Origin of the sequence: Candidatus Protochlamydia phocaeensis, assembly GCF_001545115.1 — a bacterium.
Lineage (GTDB): Bacteria > Chlamydiota > Chlamydiia > Chlamydiales > Parachlamydiaceae > Protochlamydia_A > Protochlamydia_A phocaeensis.
The window spans coordinates 50193-72315 of sequence record NZ_FCNU01000007.1; the positions used below are offsets into that span (position 1 = coordinate 50193).

The following is a 22123-nucleotide window of genomic DNA, read 5'->3' on the forward strand; positions in this document are numbered from 1 at the left end:
CTACAGCTCACCATTAAAGGCGCGTTGTTGTAGGGAAGCGAAAAGCGCGTCGAGTTCGGCTAGGTGAGCGCGCAACCTAACCTTCTGACGTTCGACGGATTCGACAATAGCAGCGAAGCGGCATTGAAGGTCTACGGGAGGTTTGGGAATAGGAATTTTTTGAAACTCCTTAGCATTGATATTTGCCATACCCACAATATTTTTACAGTTGTTCCTTAAGAACGTCTTTATCTGAGGAGTATTCATAAAGGCACCAATGTATTCAGGATCAGCTAATTCATTCACGATTCCTCTAACAAGATAACCTGCAAATGCCATCGGCTCACTCTTACGAAAAACCGCAGTTTTTCCTACAAGTTCCTTGCTGTTTGTTCTATTAAATAGTATTTCTCCTCGATGAACTAAGTGCTTTGGCAATTCTTTCTCATCAAGGTCAATATATTTCAGACTACTAAAGTCCCATTCACCAGAATAGGTAATGTTGTTCATACGAAGAATAGGATAGCTGCCTTTCTCAGAGTTAGCCTTTTTGCTTGTACCATAATTAGCGGATTTAAGAAGGTCACCGATCACCCCCATTTCCCATCCCATAGGATTGGTAATGGGATCGCCAAACATATCAAGGAAAGTAGATTGAAGGAGAGTATCAAGCAATGCGATGGACTCGCGGCGCTTGGCCCGCAAAGCGTCCGCTACATCCAGAATCGCTGCAATCCGCTTCTGTTCAGCAAATGGTGGAAGAGGGATCTGGAGATTTAAAATTTTTTTGTGATCAAGATTTGAGATATTTGTTGTCTGATTTCCAAAAGAGCGTACTTTTCTTTGTATCTCATCTGACGAAAACCAACGATAAAGGTAGGCTGAATCTAATTCATTAGTCCTCGTTCTGAGAATTGAGATGAACCCTCCTGCAGTACTAGGGTATTGAAGCTCTCTGACCTGACAGCACTTGCCAACAAGATTCCAGCTGTTTGCACTTGATACAAGGATATCTCCTTTTAAAATCATTTTCTCTGGGTTTTTGATAAGGCTTCTAGGAATTGCTATTAAATCACTTGTGTCCAGAGTTGCTTGAACGTTTTTCGTCCGCAGACAAATTACGGCTTCCTTATCCTGCAGATCGCATATCTCATTTGGTTTGAATGTGATCCCTCTAATTAACTTTGCGTGTACACCAAGTGATATAAGATTCATTGGAACATCTCCTCAAACTCCGCATGTCCCTGCGTAATCTCATCTTCCAGCTTCTTAAGCCGTGCAAGAATAACCTTAGGGGCGTCATACTCTACTGTCTTGTATGTCACTTCTTTGTAACGGTTAATCGAAAGATCATAATCGTTGTTGACTATCTCAGCCTTGGGCACCAAAAAGCTTTTATCCGTGCGAGCGCGATCAACCTCAGCATCACGTTTCTGCCAACGGGCAAGAATATCCTCAAGGTCACTCTTATCTGGCTGCGGAGTACGCTTATCATCGAGCGAGTATCCATCCGACTGCATATCGTAAAACCAGACATTGTCTGTCCCGCCGGAATTGGTCTTAGTGAAGAATAGGATAGCGGTGGAGACCCCAGCATAGGGTTTAAAGACCCCGGATGGCATGGATATAATGGCATCGAGCTTTTGGTCCTCTACCAAGATTTTGCGCAGCGTTTTATGGGCATTGCTTGAGCCGAAAAGTACCCCATCCGGTACGATGATCGCTGCACGTCCCCCTACCTGAAGCAATCGCAGGAAAAGAGCTAGGAAGAGTAGTTCAGTTTTCTTAGTCTTGACGATCTGCTGCAGATCTTTGGCCGTGGACTCGTAGTCAAGACTGCCGGCAAATGGCGGATTGGCCAGAATCAACGAATATTTTTCTGCATCGTCATCATCACTTTGAGCTAACGAGTCTTTATAGCGAATATCCGGATTCTCGATACCATGCAGCAACATATTCATACTACCGATACGCAACATCGTGTTATCGAAGTCATAGCCATGGAAGGTGTCCTCATTGAAGCGGCGCCTAGCCTTGGCATCTTTGTAGATCGCATCACTATGATGTTTGATTAGGTACTCAGAGGCGGCAACAAGAAAGCCCGCTGTACCGCAAGCGGGATCACAGATCACGTCTTTTGGTGTGGGAGCCGTCATTTCCACCATGAGTTGAATGATATGGCGGGGAGTACGAAATTGCCCGTTCTGACCGGCGCTGGCGATTTTGCTCAGCATGTATTCATAGAGATCCCCTTTAGTATCGCTAGAATCCATGTCGATACTGTCAAGTTGATCCACTACGTTAGCCAGTAAGCGAGGAGTGGGTATCATAAAAAGGGCATCCTTCATGTGATGAGCATACGTGCTACCCTCTTCGCTTTTATTACCCCCTTTCGACCCAAGAGTCTTAATAAATGGAAAGACCTCATCGCGTACAATCTTGAACATTTGTTCCGGAGCTAATTCTTTGAACCTTGACCAGCGCAATGACTCCTGATCGACCCTAAACACCGGACTCTCAATTGGTTTTCCCAAACGAGCAGCTTTGGCTTCTTGGAGCGTATGTAGCTCATCAAGCCGCTTTATGAACAGCAGGTAAGTTAATTGTTCGATAATCGAAAGTGGGTTCGAAATACCACCAGACCACATGGCATCCCAAATTCTGTCAACTTTTGATTTTAGTTCACCTGTAATCATGAATATCCCTTCCGTTTTTTACCGTTGCAATGACAATTATAATCCAACAAATTAATGAGATGACAATAAGCTTGCAATTGTGTTGATTGCTTACCGGTCTATCTTATCAAAATGAGGCAGCGGCCTAAAAAAAATACTTAAAGCGTTCTATATTAAGGCAATCAGAATTTTTGCGCGAGAATTATGTGAAGCAAGATACCCATCCGGCCAAGTATCCTCTCTGCTTTTAATGATTTTTTCTCCAAAACAAACCCAATTTCAAAAGACTCCTTGTAACTTTTTTAACATAAGGAGGTTTTGAAAAATTGATTTTTGCAATGAACGGTCATATTTTAAAATTTTATCTGCAATTTCCGGTTGGGGAATCATGGCAAGCATCGTACTGAGTTGATTGACATTTGCATGATCAAGTTGGCGTCTTTCTAAATCCTTGATCTCATTTTCGAGACGTTGATCTTGCTTTGCATAAATATCTAGGAGCTTTTGAGAAATTGCTTCCGCTGAAGAATATCCATTTTTATTTAAAATGTCTTTGAGTTCCATAAAATGATAAGATTCATTGGCCAGCTTCTCCTTCTCTTTACTACTAAGACTGCCTATGGTTTTAGCTATTAAGTAAAAATCTTCGGTCATATCACTTTCAATTTCTTCGCCAGACCATAGAGGGTCATCAAAGCTAACCAACCCTTTTTTAAGGCTTGCCAGGTAGGCAGCGATCCAAGCTCGACACCCCTTTTTCTCCTCGATTTCTTGATCAATTTCGTTATTATTTTTTCGTCCGTAAGAATAAAAATCTTTCAAAAGCGTCTCGAAAGACTTTTGAATGCTGCCTGCTTCAAATTGTATCACTCGCTTCAATCGCCAAAAATCCATCGCTATTTTTTCAACAAGTAAACTTTCCATTTGATCTTGCGGTAGGAGACACTGTTGCAGATTACCTAACATTTCTCGGTAAGCGTCTTGATCCTCTTGACCTATTAAAGCAGCAGCAAACAAGTCTTTAGTAAAGATCCCATGCTTAATCGCATTGGCAGAAATAACTTCTTTCCCTTTAGCTGTCATAGGGCCTGTGGAAAGTAGAGCATTTTTTTGGTTGGCCAACAGTTGTTTTGAAGAACTCATATATTTTCCCTCTTAATTATTTTTTGGTGAGAGAGGTGAGATGCGTGATATTTCTCCCTTCTCTCACACCTCTCACTTATTTTTTATACATCGTCAGAAAAAATTTTATTGCCATCGAAGCGATAACAACGTGTCGTAGAATTAATCGAGCATGGAAGGTGCTCTGCTCGCGTGCTCTTTCCCTCAGAGTCTGGCAATAGCCAACCTCTTTCAATAAGGGTCGCGGTCGCTACTTGAACGTCAAAGCCAGAGCAAATATCCTGTTTAAAGCTCTCGGGTAAAGCAAAATAATGCCAATTTCCCTCCACCATTCTTTTATAGCCTGCTCGATTGATCGTTCTTTGTTCATCAGGGCTTCCAATTAAGGTAAAGCGAGAATCCCCATGCTGCTCAAAATAATGCCTTACTTGCCGCAGAATCTCTTGCCCTTCTTGAGCTGAAATACCCCCTCTATTTTTGAGCCAAGCTTCAAAGCATGTTTTAGTTGCCCAATTAGCATCTTCTTCCGGCCATCCGGTTATACCAAGCTCTGTCGCTAATGTGCCAGCGGCGGCCACAAGAGCAAAGCGATTGAGCACGCGGAGCACTTGGCCATCAGCGTTTGGTGGCGTATTCTCTTTCTTAAATTCTTCGCAGAGAATTTTAATGCGTTGAATATGCGTAGGCGTATCCTTAATAATTTCTCGAATAAAGGCCTTGCCAGCAGTTCCATGATATTTTTCGGCATTGGCACATAGCATGCGGGAAAACTCATCGCCAGAGGGAAAGAAGTGTAAATGATCAAAGACGCCATAGGCACCTGTAAAGGCAGGAATATCCACAATCCTGACTTCATGTCCGCCTCTTACCTTCTGGCCAGCTTGCCTAATTAGATCGGGAAGCCCGAGTTCTCCATTGGATAAGAAGAGAAGCCTCCAGGCTTGTTTGGTTCGAGCTTGCCCCAATTTATCGCAGCGCTGCTTCCCACCACCATTGACGAGAAGATAAGCCGCCTCTCCTGCAAGTTTAGGCTCCAGCTTGCCAATTTCATCTAGGCAAAGCAAACAATCATTGTGAAGAGTTGCAATGGATTCAAGACCATTAGAAGTAGCCCTCCAAGAGTGCAGCATTGCCTCCCCTCCATAAACGGATAAGGCTACTTTAATAGCTGTCGTTTTTCCGCCACTGCTTGGTCCTCGAAGATGGAAGCCTCCATTTTCTTCGCCAAGCAAGTGAATAAGAGGAGCTGCAAATGCCACGCAGACGCAAAAACCAAGCCGAGAATTATCAACACAATATTTTCCCACTTCTTTTTGCCATTCACTTAACGTTCCTTTATTTTCGTGATGCGCGATAATTGGCAGGCGAGCTTGAAAGACAACCTCTTCGTCCTTCACCTCTCCTATTGTCTCGTCCGGTAGGATGTAAAGATTTCCATACCAACCCAATTTGTTCACACAACGCATTCTTTTGTCTGGATTTGAGCTTTGGATATACCTGCTTAAAAGCTCTCTTCCTTGCCTGCCCTCTTTGATCTGCAAGCCGCTAGATAAAAGAAATTGCCTATATAAGGTGCCATCACCTGCTAAATATTCCATTGGCATAGGCCAGAGGTGTTCAACTCCATCATAATCGAAAAACCTTAGTAATTTACCGTGATTTTGATTATCATGATCTCGAGTAATGGCAATTATTTCGAGTGGAGAACAGACCCATACTGGATCTGATTGCCCACTTTGGGCGTTTGGAGGAGGCATAAACCAAACGCCTTTTTCATCGAGAAAGAAATTATCCATTTTTCGCCTCCTTTTGCGCTTCGATCCAAGCTTCAAAAAGATCAACTCTTAAGAGGATGCGCTTTCCAATTTTGCGCACGACCTTATCGAGTCCGTTTTTGTGGCGATGGATGAGATAATGGCGAATCTGCCCTATGGTAAACGGGTATTTGCCACATGAGACAATTTGTTGAGGAGACACATATTCAAAATTGGGCATAAAAACTCCTAGTTTGGTGTTTATTTATGCCTAATCTTCGCTGATAGGGTGGATTATCCCGATTGCATGGTGGGTGACAGTTTTTTATTTATAAACGCTCGATGACCAATAGCCTCGTGTGGTGCGCTCATGAAGGTAAGAAAGGTAATGTTGCCAAGATTGCAGGCTTGCTTTGAGGCTTTGACTCCTTTTTCCTGAAAGGTGCGCAGTAGCGAACGCCATGGCAGTGAAAAAATGCGATCAGTAGTTGGATCTCGTGGCAAAGCCAGTAAGAAATGGTAAAGCGTTTTTGAAATTGGAATATCAATAACACCGAAAAAGCTCTCTATTCCAATGCTATATTCTCCCACTGGGTTTGCCTCTTGGATTTTAAGCTGAGTAATAGGCGTAGCGAACACAGCCTCTTCTCGCGTCATCAGACGACAAGCGCCAACTACATGGCAGAGCCAAGCAAAGCCCAAGGCCTCAGCTGCGGAGCGTTGAGAGTTTGGACGCCCTTCAAGAAAAGTTTTTGCTAAATTCTTGATAATATCTGAGGCAGTCAAGATGTCAATTGGATATACGGCGTCGTCGACTCGACGCAAAATATAGCGACGCTCGACCTTTTCAACTTTTTCTCCGACACGTTCAAAGGAATAGCCCGGCCTAAATTCCATTTTATAAGGAAAAAGGCTCTCAATGGCTCCTTGCTGATCAAAGTCTGTATCTTGCCTTAAAAACTCAAGAAAGGAGCGCAAAGATTTAATCCAAACAGAGCGATGTTCATTCTGCTCCGATGCCATTAAGGCCAATTCCTGCAAATAATCGCCAAGGGCTTGGCTTTCGCCTGGCGGTGGAATTATATAGCCTCGATAAAGAATATCTTTTTCTTCATCTTGCCATTGCAAATAAGCTGGGAAAGCGGATTGCTGAAAATAGTCGGGTAGAGCTAGCTTTGGTCTATGCATAAAGGCGCGAAAGTCCCAAGCTTCCGCATACAGCCAAATATAGGCATCTTCTTTTTCCCAATAATCATCAGACATACATTCATTTTGATCAAATTCAGGCATTTGATCCTTAATTGAAAAAGATGTTGCATGCATGGGAGCAGAGATAGCTGCGCGGATCTTTTTTAACTCTTCAATTTCAGCTAAGAAATCTTTTATTACTTGTTTGGCCGGCTCTAGATTTGCCTTCATAAGGTCTCGCTTTGATGCTCTAGTCGCTGCCTTGCCAGTTCGATCGCTTTATGCAATTTCTCTTGTAAAAGCTCCTTTGGTGGAAGAATGGTTAAGTATTCCGCAACATGGATACCCGATCGGTCTAATTCTAATAATTCAATTCTTTCCTTCTTTTTGCCTGCGCAAAGAATAAGCCCTAAAGGCGGCTCTTCTCCTGGGCGGCGCTCATGTTTATCAAGCCAGCGCAAATACAGCTCCACTTGACCCTTGTATTCAGGTTTGAAGTCTCCGAGCTTTAATTCGATTGCGACGAGTCGTTTTAGGTCTCGATGAAAAAAGAGAAGGTCTAAATGAAAGTCTTCGTCGTCGATCGTCATCCGCTTTTGCCTGGCAAGAAAACAAAATCCTTTACCTAATTCTAATAAGAACTGCTCAAGCTCTCGCATGATGGCATCTTCAAGGTCCTTTTCAAGGTAGCGGTCATTGAGGTTCAAAAACTCTAAGACATAAGGATCGCGAAAGACAAGGTCAGGCGTCAGTCGGTCGTCTTTGCGTAAGGCATCTAATTCGGCTTGAGCCACTAATTCTGGTTTCCTTGATAGAGCGGTCCGCTCATAAAGCATGGAGTCAATTTTATTTCGCAAAGTTCGAACATTCCAACCTTCAATGCGACACATTTCAGCATAAAAATCGCGTTTAATCTCTTCCTTGATTGGAAGCAGAACAACAAAATGACTCCAACTCAATTGTCGTATCAACGATACGATAATCTGCTCATCAGGAAAAACCTCGGCAAACTGAATCATTCGGCGCAAATTCTTATCATTGAAAACCTTACCGTAATCTAACACCAATTGTCGCGACAGCGTCACGACAATTTCTTTTCCATATTCAGCACGCCCTTCTTTCAAAATTTCTGTATGAATGCGGTTGCCTATATGCCAATAAAGCAAGGTCAAGCCAGCATTAACTGTGGTAGCAATAGACTGGCGAGCTTTTTTCAATCATTTCTCGCAAATCTTCAATTAGGCCTTTATTCGATGGCTCTTTAATTTTTCGTCGTGGATCTCTTCGTTTTAAATTCATAAAAAATTTTTCTCTTATTTCTGATTCTTATTAAATTGCTTAGCAACTGTTTCGCTCAAATGGCGTGTCGTCTCCACATCTAAATGGGTGTAGCGCTCAAGCATTTGCAAGGTTTTATGGCCCAAGGCTGTTTTAAGTTGAAGGTTGCTAGCCCCAGAGCGTGCTGCAAGAGTAGCAAAGTGATGGCGAATGCTATGGAAAACAAATCCTTCAATGCCCGCTCGTTTAAGCGCTTCATTCCAAGCTTTGTTAATGTCGATTTTCCCAAAGGCTGTCTTGCTAGCAAAAATAAGTGACTTGGCAGGGTTTCGGTTTTGAAATAACTGCTGTAGCTCCTCAATGACAGCCTCTACAAGAGGGACGCTGCGTGGCGTGCCATTCTTCGTTTCTTTGAGATGAGCGAGCTTGTTGTCAAAATCAATTTGATTCCATGTTAGGCTTAGAATTTCGCCTTGTCTCATGCCAGTTGTAAATGCCAAAAGAACAATGCAATATAAATAGCCATTGCGACTTTGACGACAAGCCGTCATTAAGCGCTGCACTTCTTCTTGAGTTAAGACGCGATCTCTTCCCGGGTTTTCCTTAAGCTTAATGAGATTAAAACAAGGGTTATCATCCATCCAACGAAGCTGTCTACAAGCATAGCTCAAGACTGACGACAAGGTCGCCATGTAGCGATTGACGGTCGCAGAGGAGCGCTTTTCTCCTCTATTAGTCGGCGTCTCTATTAATAATAATCTTTCTTTGCCAAGTCGCTCGGGCGTCAGATGGACAAGAGCGTACTCGCCTAAGCGCTCGCGCCAATAGTTTAAATGGCGAAGGGAATCTTTGGCTGAGCGGTGATGCTCAAGAGCGCCGTTGTTGATGAAGTGATCGACAAGTTCGGAAAAAGTATGCTGATTCTTGTGCTTGCCGAAATTGAATTGTCCTTGCTTAATCTGTCTTTCCACATCGATTGCCCAGTCGTCAGCTTCTTGCTTACGGGCAAAATGATTGCAAACAGTCGGATAGCCTTTAACACGAATGACAGCGCGCCAGTGCGTCGTCCCGTCTTTATTTTTGCGTTTAAATATAGATGCCATGTGCTCAAACCTTTTAGTTGTTCAGGGTTCGAGCGGCTGGATGGTGTGCGTTAAGATTGTTTTTTACTGCACCGTCATTGCACCGCGATGACAAATTTTAACTTGAATACTGTTATTCATTCAAGCTAATTCGTGCTCATAAGTGCTTATAAAAGAGTGGGGCAAGTAGGATTTGAACCTACGACCAGCGGGTTATGAGTCCCTTCTCCTTCCACAAACCAGCATAAGCCAGAATTCATAGCAATAACCAAATCAGCGGTTTGTGACGCCGCTAATTGTGTTGATTTACGCTATTTTATTCCAGTCTTTTCCGGTCTAGTGCGTAAAATCTGCGTAATTAATTTACCCTTTATTATATAAGGCTATTTTTTATCCTTAATAACCATTTACTCTTTTAAATAAAATAATTCCTATTATCAAAGTCATAATCAACTAAATACCTATTTATCTAAAATACAATTAATGTATAAAATACTCCCGTTTACTGTAATTTTACACATGTAAACTAGGAGTTTCTGTATGAGCGGTTTCTTTAATTCTTGGTGGTTTCTTATTCTTATAGCGGTTGGTGTCTGGTTCTTTGGAGGATTTGAAAACGAAGAAGAAAAGGAAAATAAGATTTTAAAGCAAAGAATCCAGCAACTCGAATCAGATGTAGATTATCTTTTACATAAAGTAGAAAAGAAACGTTATTAAATAAGGACATCCAATTATGAACTCTAAAAAATTATTTATATTATTCTTATTAGCCATTGCCCCATCATTTTTATCTGCATCTACCTATTTAGGAAATTACAATACAAATAAATATGACTCGAATTCAATCCATAATCCTTATGGAACTCACGGAAGTAAATATAGCTCAGAAAGTATCAATAACAAATATGGCACATATGGAAGCCGCTATAGCAATTCTTCCGTAAGTAATCCTTATGCTACCGATGCTCCTAAGCTATATGATCAAAATGGCAATTATAGGGGTAAATTGAGCGCAAATAAATACGATCCTGATTCTGTATCAAACCCTTATGGAAGATACGGTAGCAAATACTCTTCAGATAGCATCAATAATCCTTACGGTGCTGGAAATCCCTATTCCTCTGATGTGATCAGCATATATGGCGATTAAAGGGTTAAGATGCAAAAGCTCATTGAGAAATTTAAGAAAATTTTGAATGCATTTTTTTGGTTACTGGGGGGTATTCTTGCCCTCAGGTTGATATGCTATGATTTAGATACTCCTGGTGGTGGTTATCTTCAATTCATATTTATCTCAATTTTCTCACTTCTATTATCTAGTTATAAAGATGCTGCTGAAATCCTACAGACCCCCTTAGCGTCTCTGACAATAGCTAAAATTTTAGCCTTAGTCTGGTATGCCTTGCTGTCTTGGTTCTTATTTAGCATTGCTAGCGGTATATGGTTTTTTATAAGCGAAAAGCTAGAAGAGCAGCAAAACAAGCGTGTCGAAAAAGAAAGAGAGATACAAAGAGAAGAAGCTAAGTACGCTGCTCAAGCTTGTGACGAATGCGCTACTTATGTTTCCGCCATGGAAAATTCTCAAAGCTTAGAGCATCTTAATTCTTTGTTTTACGAAGCAATAGGTAAATGGCCGAGATGGGAGAAGCAACTCTCTAGAGTCTATAAACGCAAGAAAGACAATCTAGAAAACACTCCCGTTTAAATAAATAAATGTAATTATGATAATTCAATAAACAAATCTAATTAATGAAATACTCCCGTTTACGAAAAAGGTTAAAAAGCTGATATGGGATTCATATTTGCAATCGTCCTATTTGTTTTTATAGTAGGTTTAATTGTTTCTAATGCCTCCATTCGCCACATATTTCTATCCGGACTGAAGTTTCTTTTTATTTCTATTCTAGTCATCTCCTTCATCATATTAATAATTTATAAAGTAGAAAATTCTCGAACTAAAAAATCAACATATACATCTACTACATCTACGTCTTCAAACTATGATTACTACAAGGCTCAAAAAGCGAAAAAGCTAGAAGCTGAAAAAGTAAAAAATGAGCTTTTTGCTCTTATTAAGACAATGTTTCATGATGACATATGCTATCAAGCTTGGAATAACCCTACTCCATTAATTGGCGAAATTTATAGGAAGTATCAAGAAGATTTAGAGTGGCAAGACATCTCTCCTATTGAGCTTCTAATTCTTATCGACAATAAATTTGCTGAAATTGGAGGAAATGAGGTTGTTATTTTTCATAAGGAAAGAGTTTGGGTTGGACTTAAAGAAGTTCCCTCCTGGAGTCCAATCGTACCAATCAAAAGAAATGACAGTGTTAGAAAAACCAATACCCTCTTATCACAATACTATTATGGGCCGCAAATTCAAAAAAGTGGATATAAGGTGAGCGGTTATTTGGCTGCTATACAGTTTCCGAGACATGGAACAGAAGAAGCCAGAAAGCGATTAGAATATAGAAGGCAACTTAATGAAGAAGAACAGAAGAAATATAATTCTTTAGCAAGCGCATATAAAAGTTATAAAGCTGAAGGGTTTTATAAAGACTAAAATCAATAAATTAAAAATTAAATCAGGTGATGATTATGTTATTTAAAAACGGTTTTGCTAGTGCCTTAATTTTAATTCCATCATTGTTGATGGCCGCAAAAGGGGAAGTAATTTTAGAGAAAGGCGACTATTATGTAATTGATACTGGAAGAGGTTGTTCTGTTGTAGAATGGTATGGAGGAAACAATCCATCTGAAGGTGATACTATTGTAGGTGATATTGAGTCTTATGGGTTTAAAGATGTTTATAATCTTTCTAGCAGAGATGAAAGTCGCTTTTATGTAGAGGATTATTTATTAAGCGAGGACGACGCTATTGAAAAAGTTTATGAATTAGGTGGTTAGGTTTAAAATACTCCCGTTTAATAAAAAGGATGTATAAATGAAAACAAAAGTATTTTCATTATTGGTTCTGTTTTTTGTATTCTCTTCCAATATTGTATTCAGTGAGCAAGATAGAACAGCTATAAATTCTTATACCGACTCATTAACTTTCTTAGCTAAACAGCGTTTAGCTACAGAGTTTACCTTAGATGCGGCTTTAGCTATTGACTACTGCAAAGAAGCTGACGAATTATTTGTTAAATCTCTTATGGCTTTTTTAGATTCTGAAAAGAGTGAGCAAGATTGCTTATTTGATTTTTATAAAGCACAAGAAAAACTTATAGATGCTAAGCAAATCGTAGAGAAATGGGAAAAGAAAAGCCAAATTTCTAAAATTACAGAAGAAATCAGCATTCTTAAACAAGGGATATCAGACATCACTTATGGATGCGAGGTTTGGACAAAAATTGTTGAGAATATTTGTAAAGGAAACACAGAAGAGGATGATGTAAGTTTCAAAGGTTCTCAAGCTTCAACAAAAGTTCAAGTTGGAAGAGAAAGGCTAATGAAGTTTTCTGTTAATTGGGCTTTTTCTATTTATTGTAGTAAAAGCAAGCCTCGTTCCAATTATATACAACTTACCAAAGCTCAATATGCGTCAATAAAAAGGCACATAAGTAACATTTTTACGAATGAGCTAAAAGCCTTTAAAGAGTCAAAAGATCGCAATGAACTTTCTACTTATGTTTGGTGTGCAAGGATGTTTGATTATGTTGTTACCGAGGAATTAGAAAGGGATATTGAAGAAGAAGATATTGAAAATACACGAGACATAGAAGAACCAGAAAGCAATGAAGTTATTGAACAAGATGGAGAGACTTGGATAATTTCCAAATTTAGGACCAAAAAAGGACATATAGTTTTCATTCGCACTCGCTTCCAAAAATCTGATCAGTCTTACGACAAGCAATCTATTTTTATCCCAGGTAAGTATGAATGCTATCAAGAAAGCCTTAAGCCTAAAATTGTCATACTTCCCGAAGGGGAAAAATTGTTCGCTTTCTCTTATGATGAATATGGAACTTTTCTTTGTATAATTAGTTTAGATGAAAAGAAAGTTCAGCATCAATGCAAATTACTAATATCCAAAGAATAATTGAATAGATTCAAAATTTAATAAGACAGAAACAAAACAAATAAAATACTTTCGTGACATATTAAGGATGTTTATGACAATAAAATGCTCTAATTTTTTATGCCTCTTTTTATCGATCTTTTTATTTTTTCAGTCATTTCCTTTACTAGCTGAAACTTGCCTCTATTCTACTAAGTACGATATTAGTTATAATCCTGATTATCAAGGGTATGTATCTAAAAATATATATGAACAAAAAGGAAAAATACTTTATATCGTTAATACCGTAGAAAGTGGACCGTATGTTGGTGTTCAACTGTTCTGTAATTACAGTGAACAGGGGTATGGTAACATAGCAAAATATCTTCCAGATTCATATATTGAGGCAAATGGAATAAAATATTCTGTTTACGACTATGTTGATTACTTGATATGCCACTGTATTGATGATGAAATTCTAATAGTTTTGTAATTTTAATTTTAGCTAATGGGTCTTCCAGTTTTCAATTCCTCTTTTCTCTTCGGAAATGAGGCTTCTCTTTCTTCTTCTAGCTTATTCACAGCCGTCGAGAAGGCTTCTTCTGCTAGGGAGGCTAGTGTAAGACCAGGCGTCCAATAGACAGCGTTTTTAACTCGCTCTATAACATCTTCAGAAATTTGAACGGTGATGCGCTGTTTTTTGGAAGATTTTTTCTTTTGATAAGTTGATGGTTTTTCTTCATCAAGGATTACTGCAGAACTCTCTTTGCTCTCTGTTTTTTGAAATAATTCATCAATGGAATTTGTCATAACCGTTTGTCCTTTTTCCATATTCGTTTCCTTTTTGGCTACAATATCTTAAATACCTACATTTTCTGTAAATAGGCTAAATAAATTGCTTTGATGAATTTTTCAAATATCAACGTTATGTAAAATTTGATGTTAATAATGATTATTAATAGGCTGCATCTGCAAAGACTGTTTCGCTAACATTTTTTCGATATGAATTAATTTTCTGCTTAATTTTAAAAGTATCTTCTTCTGAAAAATTTTGATTTAAATTGCTAAGAATTTTTTCAAGACTAGAGGGAGAAACAATATCATTTTCTTGCCATTCAGAATTAAATGTTTCTTGAATCTTTCTAGCATCAATATTAGTTTGATTGTCTGGAAAAGCCTTTTTTATTATATCTTCACATATTGCGATAGATTCGTCTATAAGTTCCCAACGTTTTCGTGGTGCCCAAACTCTTTGCCATTCTGAAGCTGATAAATTTAGGCTCGTTCCTCTTCGATTAATGGCATCGGTTGACTTGTTAATTTCTTTTTTAGTCCAACCTGCCCATCTATTTGAGGCTGCTATAATACGCGAATACATCTCTAAAGCATCTACAACTGTTTCACGAATATTGTTTTGGACTTGAATAATTTGCTTTTCCAAATTTTCAATTTCATTTTGTTTGCTTGCAATTTGTTCAAGAGTAGCTTCCATGCCTTTATGAGAAAGAGATAATTTAACTAATTTATCTCGTTGCAAAATTGCAACGCAAAAAAAAATAGTACCAAAAACTCCTACTATTTTCTCTCCTGAATTACTTATTTGAATCAAAAACGCAAATGAATCAAAAAAATATGGAAGAAGCAATGAGCTAATCATTCCTATTAAAAGAAGAATGATACCGAAATAGCAACTACAATCGATTAAATGGTTAGCAAGAAGCTTTATTTTGTTCATAGCATTCCTTCAATTCATCTCAACTGTTAAGGCTTAGAATTAACTGGAATCATTCTAAATAGAGAGAATTCTTATAGCAAGATTGATTATTTTAATCTGGCATTAAATCTTTGGGAGAGCACTGCAGAGCATGTGCTAAGGCTATGATATTTTCTAAGGCGATATTACGTTCGCCTCTTTCTACGCTTCCTACGTAGTTAGGGTGCAGGTTAGCTAATTCCGCTAGCCTTTCTTGAGATATGTCCAATTGATAGCGAAGCTGCCGAACCTTCGCTCCAAAATCCACCCTTATTTTTGTGCGTTTTCTGTTGTGTGCTTCCTTCATCCCTTTGCTCCAAAAGCAAAAGGCTAAAATTCTTAAGCACCAAAAAACCACACACTATGGGTGTTGAAATAAAACCCATAGTGTTTATAATTATCCTGTCGGAAAAATAAAAATAGGTTTATTATGAAAAAGATAATTTTATGTTTATTTTTAATTCTGCTTAGTGCAACTAATTATGCAGAACAAATTTATTTAGAAAATCAACCTATTAGAGAATGGGAAAATAAAAATTATTCTATTAAGTTAAAACAAGTATATTTAGACCCATGCGATACGCTTTGGGCTGGTGGGGAAAAGAGCATCACATTCGCTTATATTATTCAAATTAACTCTCCTTTATCAGAAAGAGAGGGATTAATTTTTTTGGAATTTCTAGACGAAGATGGATTTTCTTTAAATTCTAATATGATAAAAGTATGTACGGGTAATTTTACAGGCACAATAAAAGGAGATTTTGTAGTCCCTTTGAGAGAATTTGAAAAATACAAAAATTTTAAAAGCCTGGAACTTTCTTATACACCCGAAATTAGTTGGAAATAGATTCAATTAAACTTTGGAATAAGATAGGTAGAATTCATTCATAAAGGATATATTTGCTGCCAGTATGTATTCTTCAATTTTACTCTTTATCTTTTGATAAGTTGTATGGTGCATTCGCTTCGGTCTTACCAAATGAAAAAATTCATCTCCTTCCAGCTTTCGAGCAAGCTTTTGAGCCATAGCTAGTAACCGATCTGATTTGCGAGTATTTTGCGAGATATAAGCTAACCGAAGGCAATGGCGACATTGCAAAATTCCTTGGTCATTATAAAGCCTTTTAACTCTTTTCGAACAATTGGGATTAGGACAGATAAACCAATATCGATAATGACCATAATGGCATACTGTCTTGTCGATGCATATTTCGTAAGGCAAAAATAGCTTACCACTTAAGGAAGAAATTTGCATTCGATCATCACAGATATCAATTTTAACGTTTCTCCAATTGTAGCTTCCCCTATTACACTTAAAGCTATTTCGAAAAGATGAAGTATCAAGAAAAGCGAATTGCTCAACGCAATTTTTTGTAATATGCCCTTTTCTTCGCCAATAGTACCACCAAGAGTTTTTCATCTTTAGGCTTCCTTTTTATCGAAATCATTAGGAAAAGTGCCTTTTAAATATAGCTTAATTCCCTCCTCTACCCAATGGCGTAAGTTAATTTTAAAGCAAGCCAAAGCATCTCCTGGACTTTTTCCTTCCGGTGCTGGCCATGCTCTTAAATTAGAATAGGTATTGCGCCAAAAAGCATAGGCTTTTTTGCCTGCCTCGTCATAATCCATGCAGAATAAGAGTAGAGGAGAATTACATAGCTTATAATGAGTATTTAGATCAGGCTTTCGTCCAACTCCGCCCACTGCTAAACAACCACACAAATCGCCCGCAGCTTCCTGGGTCAGCATAGCATCTAATTCTGATTCCATAATGAAAATTGGTTTGTTATAGTCTTCTCCATAAAATGAAGGCGCATTCATGCTGCCTATCACTTCAACGTATTTAGGAAGGGGATCAGCTTGTTTCCAATCCGTTCTTCGAATTTTTAACTTAATTAATTTACCTTCCTGAAAGGTAGGTATTGTAATACCACTTGGCAGCCATAACTTATTTTTGCCTTTAGGTAATCCCCATTCTTCTAATTTTCTTTGAAAATTCTTTGGGTTAAAGCCTATTCTAAACTTTTCTAAAGATTCAGATGTAAATCCTCGCATCATTAGCAAATTAGCAATTTTAGCTGACTCCAAAAGCTGCTTTTGGCACCAATTATTAAAGTTTAATCCCTTTTCTTGCCACTCCGAGGAAGGAAGAGTTGCAATTAAAGGTGCCTTATAAGACTGATACTTTGGCTGTTCACCTTCCCTTAAGATTTGAGGCCGCACTCTAATCAGTTGGCAAGCTTCAAGATAGCTCATTCCTAAGAAATCTCGGCAAAATTGAATCTCATCTCCTCTTTTTCCGCATTGTCTACACCAATATTTTTTTTCTAAATGCCAAATAATAAAACGGTCCTTTCCGCCACAATGAGGACAGGAAGAATGATATTCTTTAGCTGATGCTCGTTTAGGAGTAAGACCGCATTTATTGATTAAATTAAGAATCATAATAATTTATTATTGCTAAAGTTGCTAATTTGCTAAAAACAATGTTTATTCGTCTTACAGTTAACATGTTACGTTTATACATACTTTTACTAAACTTAGCTAATTTTGCTAATAACTGCATATGATTTTAGCAATGATTTAGAAACTATTTAGCATTTATATAATTAATATAAATCGTTTATCCTAAAGACTATAAATACCAATTTAGCAATTTTAGCAGGTTTTTATTTTTTAAGTGAATATGCCTCTTTATAATTTTTTCCAGAAACCTCAACGTTACGGTGTATAATAACCTGGTTGTGCTCCAATAAAATCTTCATTATAGAACGGGCTTTTTTAGCTTCTCGGATTGCATTGGGACCATATTGATAGATAAATGGTAAAGGAACAATCTGGTCTGGATATTTGTCTTCCATCCATTGTAAAGTTTTCTCAGCTAAAAGCACGTCTGGATTTATAGTAGACAATTTTTGCAAATTAATTGATTCATTAAGAAAGTATTTACCAAGAGAAATAGCATGGTTTAAGCAATCTATATGGATTAATGCCGCCTCAATGTTTTCTATTAAAGTAATTACACAAGCTATTCTAAGAACATGCTCTGGAACCTTACTAGCAAAAGGTTTGATAGAGTGATAGATCCCATTAGAGTGCAGTTCTTTTTCTATTTCATTATAAAAATTTATCCAGGCTAGCTTGGCTTCTTGGTCTAATTTTATAACTTTTGGATTTAGCTCATTGGACACTTTGCTATTTTTATCCACCGGAATAGGTTGATCTAAAATGAATTGTATTCTTTCAAAATACTTACAAATATCGGGATTTAGAGAGGGGTTAATTTCCCGATAACTGCGAGATCCTGCTCTGGAAGAAGGATGAGCAATTAGGCACCTAGCAAGCAAACCTTGCGAACTTAAAATCTTGCTAGAATTAACCTGGTCAAATACAACAGGTTGGATCATTAAATGAAGAGAAAATCGACGACCATATAAAAATTTGCTTTCGTTAGTACGTATTCGACTAATCGGCTTGCCATCCCAAAGCCCAGATAATCCACAGCATGTATTTAGCATATTTTCAGAATTCATTCCCCATCCCCCAAACATGCTACCGCCCTCATCAGAAAATAATCCTATGCTAGGCTGGCCTTCATCCAATAGCCTAACTAATCCTTGATAGGTAGGTTCTTCCACTATCATAATTGGTTTTAAGGGTGGTGTAGGTTCTGCTTCTAATGTATTCAACTGAGACTCTCTTTCGGAAGGATTAGCTAAAATTTCTTTTCTTTTTAATGTCCATAAGTCTCGGTTATTTGTAAATTTTTGACATTGTTCTAGATAGGTTTTCATAAGCATTTTTTGCCAATCATAGATAGGCTTTAAAGCCACTTTATCAACAGCACTCTTTCTCTCACCTGAATCGGCAATAGAAATTAAAAAAAGTGATAAAGGAAATTGACGGCCATCAATTTCAACATCGGCATAAGTTTGAGTAGCTAATGCGGCCGCACCTAGTACGCTTAATCCGCAGATAGCATCCGGTGCTTGAATAATTTCATACAAGGCTTTTGCAGCCTTTCCTAGAATCTCACCCAAACTTTCAAATGGAAATGCTTCTTGCTTTATAGAATCTCGCTGCAAAGGAATCGGGCTATGGTTATTTGCTTGGGGAAAGTTACCATCTTGTAGGTTCTGATTCTGCAGCATTTGTTCCAATTGATTTGCCCTTTCTAAAGATTTCTCCTTAATACTCAATTGCGATATTTCGTTTGATTGGGAGCAAAAATCTATTTGCTCAATAGATGTCTGATTTGCTAGACTCATATTTGTACCTTTATTTGAGCCTGCTGGCAGGCAGGCTTATTCTACTTCTTGTTGTCTATTAGTTATCTTATTCATATTAATCATAGCTGGCTGTAGGTTGTTCTTTCTTGTATCCTATTGATACATTTAAAAAATTCCTGTTCATCAATAAGTACCCTCCTACCTACCCGTTTAATAGCTGATTGAAAACCATTAGTTGAAGCATTTAAGATTATGGCTCGAAGGGCACTCTCAGATGGCCAACTAAATTTGGAACAAAAATGTTTTACAGTTGAAAGTTTACTTTCTTCTACTGTCATAAAAGCCTCCATAAATTTGCTTGTTGTCGTTTGATCTCAATTATAAAAAAAAGACATATCTATTCCTGGTGATAATTGAGAATTTCATTTCGGATAGGCTTTTCTCTCGAAAAAAACTTTCTTAATAGCCTAAATTTACTTCAATTCGGATAGGCAAATATTTTTTAGTTCGGATGAACTTAGCAAGGCTATAGACTTGGAACTTTTAGGATGCCAAATAAGTTCTTCTCTGAGCTTTTTACAAGCTTCTCTTATTGGCTTCTTATCCCAACCAAAAGTGCTACTAATCAAATCTACGACATGTTGTGTCTTGATTTTAGGCCGATCTTTAAGTCCATAGCGGGTGAAAAGTTTTCTAATTACTTGAATAGCCTTATTCTGTGTTTCTTCAGAATAAACAGTTCTGCATTGAGGACCAGCCAAACCTGTTACACGAGAATGAAATAGCTTGAGAAAATGAATCAATCTCTCAATAAGCTTTAAGAGACTGCTACAATTCCATCCCTCTTGAGAAAGCGATTGTCTTAATGCAGGATAGTTTTCCTTGAATAAAGCATAGAGGTGGTTTCGGTAAGATTGGTCTAACTCATTTTGAGCATAAACAATTCTGTTTCCATCACCTAAATTTAGACTATTTGAATAAAGAGATTGCCAAAAAATTAATTGGTTTAAAATTTCATAATCATCAACATCCAATCTAATCTCCCATTTGTGCTCACTATCTGAATGAAATAATAACTTCCTGACATTTGTAGGTATTTTATCTACATTAAGAAAACTTAAGTCCAAGCTAAAGTCTGCTAAACTAAGTTCTGCTGAGGATACAACTACAGCTATTCTTTGAATTTTAAGCCATAGAGCATCGTATAAAGGTCTTCCATATTCAAATATTTTTCCCGCAAATAAATCCTGAAGTTCTTTTAACTCTTTTCGTATATCTAATTGGTTTTGAGGTATAATTTGATCAAGTTTGGAGATAACTTCTGCAAACCACTCATATGTTACAATTTTCTGTTTTTCAATTTGCTGATTCCTCTCTTCAATTTTCTTTCGACAAGAAAAATAAAATTCTTTTGAATAAGGATGTTTTTGCAATAGCAGTAGAAAATTGCTTAAATGCGTAGCAAAACCCTCATCATGGATAGATAATTTCATTAAAGCTTGTAGACACTCGGCTTTATCAAAGAATTCCTTTTCCTGTTTTTGTTTCTTATTCATTTTCTTTCTCCTTCAATATGGTGTGGTTATTCTTTTGTAATAGATTAGCAATGTGCTGCTGACTAAAATGAGCATAGCGACGTGTCATTTGAGGTGAACGGTGACCAAGGATTGCCATTAACTCCCCTTGTGTCGCTCCATTCATAGCTAAATAGGAAGCGGCCGTATGTCGAAGGTCATGAAAGCGAAAGCTTGATATGCCAGCTTCTTTTAAAGCGCGTGCAAAGGATTTTCTTATAGAAATAGGTTGATTGGATTGAATAATTTTAAAGCTTTGAAAAATAAAGCTGATAGGTTCAGAACCATAAGTGGGGCATTTCTTTAAAATTGAAATAATTTCTTCGGTTAATGGAATAAATCTCTTTTCTCCATTTTTGGTTTCATGAAGGGTTATCAATCTTTGCTCAAAATCAATATCTTTCCACTTCAAGTTAATAATTTCCCCATAACGCATGGCTGTCATTAAAGCTATAGCCACAATTGAATATAAATAAGGGTTTGAAGAAGCTTTACAAGCCTTTAGAAGGCTATCCTTTTCGTCTAAGCTTAAAAATCGATCTCTTCCACGAGATTCTTTTGGTTTTGTTATTTTCTCTACTGGATTCTCTAAAATCCATTCCCATTCTTTTACAGCGACTGACAAGGCTTTCGAAAAAGCAGCTATATATCGATTAACAGTGGATGGACTTCTTAGTTTGTTTTTAGAGGTTTTTTCTGAGAGAAGCTTATCTCTTACAGTAGCGATGTGAGATGGTGAAAGATTGGCAAGAAGGACATCTCCTAACTCTTCCTTCCATTTAGACAACAAGCCAACCTTTTTCACATAATATTTTGGATGCTTTGGAAGGCATTGAGCAATAAAACGATCTATTAATTCTTTAACCAAATATTTTCTTGATGCAGATTGGTTTTTAAAACGTCCATCACGAATAGCAGCCTCTGTGTCTTGAATCCACTTTTTGGCTTGCGTTCTTGTACGAAAAGATTCTCTTTGCGATGGAAATCCTTTTAGCCTTACCTCTGCATGATAGCTTTTCTCTCCATTCTTTTTTGTTAGTTCGCGAATTGTACCCATAGCAAATCTCCGTTAAAGAAAATATTTTAAAACCAAAGGGATTAAATGAGAACAAGGGATTACAATTCCGCTGCATTTTCTTTCTAACTGGTTGTTTTATAGTGGTATTCCATAACGATTCATCTGGAATTCCGCACTTTTTACGCACTTGAAGAAAAAATTGATTGATTTTGACTATGTAAAAAAATAAATGGGATTTTTGGAGGAAGGGAGAAAGGGGATTTTTAAATAAAAAGCAATTGCTGCCATTTATTCTGCTTGAGTGCGTAAAATTTGCGTAAAAAGAGGATCTTACACAATTTACGAAGCAAGCAAAGAACTGTCTAGAATAGGTTGTGAAAAGAGTGGGGCAAGTAGGATTTGAACCTACGACCAGCGGGTTATGAGTCCGCTGCTCTAACCACTGAGCTATTGCCCCATAAAAATTGG

The 22123-nt window shown here is 37.8% G+C and carries 23 protein-coding genes and 1 tRNA gene; 7 read left to right on the top strand and 17 right to left on the bottom strand.

The annotated features are described in order from the left end of the window. From BN3769_RS14325 to BN3769_RS01140, 8 genes are all read right to left on the bottom strand, one after another. Positions 1–1194, bottom strand: a complete 1194-nt coding sequence (locus BN3769_RS14325; protein WP_079989360.1) for a restriction endonuclease subunit S — start codon at positions 1192–1194, stop codon at positions 1–3. Then, positions 1191–2675, bottom strand: a complete 1485-nt coding sequence (locus BN3769_RS01110; protein WP_068466697.1) for a type I restriction-modification system subunit M — start codon at positions 2673–2675, stop codon at positions 1191–1193. Before BN3769_RS01110 ends, BN3769_RS14325 begins: the two co-directional genes overlap by 4 nt. A 258-nt stretch (positions 2676–2933) precedes the next feature. Further along, on the bottom strand, positions 2934–3797 hold the full coding sequence (locus tag BN3769_RS01115; protein WP_068466700.1) for a hypothetical protein: 864 nt from the start codon (positions 3795–3797) through the stop codon (positions 2934–2936). A gap of 83 nt (positions 3798–3880) precedes the next feature. Continuing rightward, a complete protein-coding gene (locus tag BN3769_RS01120; protein ID WP_068466703.1) occupies positions 3881–5572 on the bottom strand; it encodes a DUF927 domain-containing protein in 1692 nt (563 codons plus the stop codon). Next, the gene (locus BN3769_RS01125) at positions 5565–5771 is read right to left on the bottom strand and encodes a hypothetical protein (RefSeq protein WP_032123677.1); all 207 of its coding nucleotides are present in this window, start codon (positions 5769–5771) and stop codon (positions 5565–5567) included. Before BN3769_RS01125 ends, BN3769_RS01120 begins: the two co-directional genes overlap by 8 nt. A gap of 53 nt (positions 5772–5824) precedes the next feature. Beyond that, positions 5825–6949, bottom strand: coding sequence for a hypothetical protein (locus BN3769_RS01130; protein ID WP_068466706.1), 1125 nt, complete (start codon positions 6947–6949; stop codon positions 5825–5827). Further along, positions 6946–7935, bottom strand: coding sequence for a PDDEXK nuclease domain-containing protein (locus BN3769_RS01135; RefSeq protein WP_228840585.1), 990 nt, complete (start codon positions 7933–7935; stop codon positions 6946–6948). The genes BN3769_RS01130 and BN3769_RS01135 overlap by 4 nt, the downstream gene beginning before the upstream one ends. A gap of 96 nt (positions 7936–8031) precedes the next feature. After that, positions 8032–9099 (bottom strand): tyrosine-type recombinase/integrase, encoded by a 1068-nt coding sequence (locus BN3769_RS01140; RefSeq protein WP_068466708.1) that lies wholly within the window; start codon positions 9097–9099, stop codon positions 8032–8034. A 519-nt stretch (positions 9100–9618) separates the two neighbouring features. Here BN3769_RS01140 and BN3769_RS14605 point away from each other — a divergent pair. The 6 genes from BN3769_RS14605 (at position 9619) to BN3769_RS01165 (ending at position 13123) form a co-directional block, all read left to right on the top strand. Beyond that, entirely contained in the window at positions 9619–9795 is a 177-nt protein-coding gene (locus BN3769_RS14605; RefSeq protein WP_154017769.1) for a hypothetical protein, read from the top strand. A gap of 16 nt (positions 9796–9811) precedes the next feature. Then, on the top strand, positions 9812–10228 hold the full coding sequence (locus tag BN3769_RS01145) for a hypothetical protein (protein WP_068466711.1): 417 nt from the start codon (positions 9812–9814) through the stop codon (positions 10226–10228). A 9-nt stretch (positions 10229–10237) separates the two neighbouring features. Next, positions 10238–10783: a hypothetical protein gene (locus BN3769_RS01150; RefSeq protein WP_068466715.1), complete on the top strand. Its 546-nt coding sequence runs from the start codon at positions 10238–10240 to the stop codon at positions 10781–10783. 84 nt (positions 10784–10867) lie between these two features. Continuing rightward, positions 10868–11644 carry a hypothetical protein gene (locus tag BN3769_RS01155; RefSeq protein WP_068466718.1) on the top strand — a complete coding sequence of 259 codons (777 nt, stop codon included), beginning with the start codon at positions 10868–10870 and terminating at the stop codon, positions 11642–11644. 35 nt (positions 11645–11679) lie between these two features. Next, positions 11680–11988 carry a hypothetical protein gene (locus BN3769_RS01160; RefSeq protein WP_068466721.1) on the top strand — a complete coding sequence of 103 codons (309 nt, stop codon included), beginning with the start codon at positions 11680–11682 and terminating at the stop codon, positions 11986–11988. Between the two features lie 37 nt (positions 11989–12025). Further along, the gene (locus tag BN3769_RS01165; RefSeq protein WP_068466724.1) at positions 12026–13123 is read left to right on the top strand and encodes a hypothetical protein; all 1098 of its coding nucleotides are present in this window, start codon (positions 12026–12028) and stop codon (positions 13121–13123) included. A gap of 459 nt (positions 13124–13582) precedes the next feature. Here the strand turns inward: BN3769_RS01165 and BN3769_RS01175 are convergent, their stop codons facing one another. From BN3769_RS01175 to BN3769_RS01185, 3 genes are all read right to left on the bottom strand, one after another. Next, positions 13583–13912, bottom strand: a complete 330-nt coding sequence (locus tag BN3769_RS01175; protein WP_068466728.1) for a hypothetical protein — start codon at positions 13910–13912, stop codon at positions 13583–13585. Between the two features lie 124 nt (positions 13913–14036). Next, positions 14037–14816 carry a hypothetical protein gene (locus tag BN3769_RS01180; RefSeq protein ID WP_068466729.1) on the bottom strand — a complete coding sequence of 260 codons (780 nt, stop codon included), beginning with the start codon at positions 14814–14816 and terminating at the stop codon, positions 14037–14039. Between the two features lie 91 nt (positions 14817–14907). Next, a complete protein-coding gene (locus tag BN3769_RS01185; RefSeq protein WP_068466732.1) occupies positions 14908–15141 on the bottom strand; it encodes a helix-turn-helix domain-containing protein in 234 nt (77 codons plus the stop codon). Between the two features lie 123 nt (positions 15142–15264). On the opposite strand from BN3769_RS01185, the gene BN3769_RS01190 reads away from it, so the two are divergent. Further along, entirely contained in the window at positions 15265–15681 is a 417-nt protein-coding gene (locus tag BN3769_RS01190; protein WP_068466735.1) for a hypothetical protein, read from the top strand. Positions 15682–16256: 575 nt separating this feature from the next. Here BN3769_RS01190 and BN3769_RS01200 read toward each other — a convergent pair. The 6 genes from BN3769_RS01200 to BN3769_RS01225 all read right to left on the bottom strand — a co-directional run bounded on the left by BN3769_RS01200 (position 16257) and on the right by BN3769_RS01225 (position 22112). Next, complete coding sequence (locus tag BN3769_RS01200; protein WP_068466739.1) at positions 16257–17279, bottom strand: CHC2 zinc finger domain-containing protein; 1023 nt, start codon at positions 17277–17279, stop codon at positions 16257–16259. A 224-nt stretch (positions 17280–17503) separates the two neighbouring features. Then, on the bottom strand, positions 17504–19102 hold the full coding sequence (locus tag BN3769_RS01205) for a YfjI family protein (protein WP_068466741.1): 1599 nt from the start codon (positions 19100–19102) through the stop codon (positions 17504–17506). A gap of 80 nt (positions 19103–19182) precedes the next feature. Continuing rightward, positions 19183–19401 carry a DNA-binding protein gene (locus tag BN3769_RS01210; protein ID WP_154017770.1) on the bottom strand — a complete coding sequence of 73 codons (219 nt, stop codon included), beginning with the start codon at positions 19399–19401 and terminating at the stop codon, positions 19183–19185. Between the two features lie 135 nt (positions 19402–19536). Further along, positions 19537–20619: a hypothetical protein gene (locus BN3769_RS01215; protein ID WP_068466744.1), complete on the bottom strand. Its 1083-nt coding sequence runs from the start codon at positions 20617–20619 to the stop codon at positions 19537–19539. Next, positions 20612–21694, bottom strand: a complete 1083-nt coding sequence (locus BN3769_RS01220) for a tyrosine-type recombinase/integrase (RefSeq protein ID WP_068466746.1) — start codon at positions 21692–21694, stop codon at positions 20612–20614. The genes BN3769_RS01215 and BN3769_RS01220 overlap by 8 nt, the downstream gene beginning before the upstream one ends. Before the next feature lie 345 nt (positions 21695–22039). Further along, positions 22040–22112 (bottom strand) — tRNA-Ile (locus BN3769_RS01225). Between the last annotated feature and the right edge of the window lie 11 nt (positions 22113–22123).